The following is a 1,264-nucleotide window of genomic DNA, read 5'->3' on the forward strand; positions in this document are numbered from 1 at the left end:
ATCTGTTCGAGCGCCGCCAATGAGGGGTGCTTGTTGGCCGCTCCGCCGTTCGGCGTCAGAACGGAACCGATATTCGAGTCGGTCCGCGGAGTGACATCCGTTGCCAAGCACATCGTCGGGGCGTACTGAGTTCCGAACAGTGTCGCCTTCGACAGGAACGTCATGTAGTTCTTCGGGTTTGCGTACTTCCCGGCATCACCGTCGGTGTTGATGTAAACCGCCGGGTTGGAGGAAGTCGTGACAACTTGGACCGAAGGCAGCGTGAAGGCGGCGCCGGCAAGCGCGGTCAAACCCGCATCAGAGGTATTCGAGCCGCCCGGACTCGCACCCGCAATCGTTGTTCCGACTCCCCCGTTGAGGGAAAGGTAGGATCCTGCAGCGTCCGCGGCACCACTTGCGTTCACTCGAGTGACCACCGGAGTGCCACTGAATCCACTACCCGTCCCGGAGACGATGGACGCCGACGTGAAGGTCACCGGATCGATCTTGAATACGAGGTTCAATCGATTCAAGTTGACAACCGTGGCACCACCGCCACTGGTCGGAACAGTCTGCGCCCCTGGCTGAATCGTGTAGGTGCCCGGCGTCGACGACGAGTGCGCAACCGACATGGAATGAGCCTGAAGCGGCTGATGAACATTGCCCGCAATGGATGAATTGGGGTCACCCATGCAAGCATTGTTGTAATTCGTCGTCACGTTATGGGCGGACGCCGGCACCGTTGCCGCAAACACCAATCCAAATGCTGCCGCAGAGATCGCAGCAGTAGTTCCGGCACGCCGAGCGAGAGATACAGTCATTTTGAACCTTTTCTTTCGTTGAGAAACGATTGACGTTCAACAAGATGAAATGTCGCAATCGATTTCGAATCGCGACATCATCGCAAAGAAAATCTCCTCCTCCCTGCACGTTGTCAGAACGAAAACTCGGATACAGCGCCATGCCGGGGAGACACATCCCGAAGGCAAGACAAATTCGAATACCGTTGCAGGACAGCCTGAGAGCAGATTTCAGCTCTGCAAAGTCCACACATGGCCGGCGGTAGACATCGATATAGGGGTAAGCCTTCGCAGCAATGCAGAAGAATCGCATCCTGCGTCCAGTGCCGGCGAGAAGAGTTCTCGCATCCCGAAACCCTAGAACAGGTACCAGTTTTCCCGCTTTGTCGAAAAAGTCAAGAAAAGGCAGATAGTTCGTACTTTAGACGCAACGCCAGGGCGATTTACCTCCACTGGAAGTCGGAAAACCGGTCGAGCAGTCGAAT

The 1,264-nt window shown here is 56.0% G+C and carries 1 protein-coding gene; it reads right to left on the minus strand.

Annotation, left to right across the window (positions count from 1 at the left end; genetic code table 11):
* Positions 1-671, minus strand: a 671-nt coding sequence (locus ABT116_RS47510; protein WP_351647634.1) for a hypothetical protein, incomplete at its 3' end; no start/stop codon positions are given.
* Positions 672-1,264 lie beyond the last annotated feature (593 nt).

Origin of the sequence: Streptomyces sp. NPDC002130 (assembly GCF_040296465.1) — a bacterium.
In the GTDB taxonomy this organism is placed as follows: Bacteria; Actinomycetota; Actinomycetes; order Streptomycetales; family Streptomycetaceae; genus Streptomyces.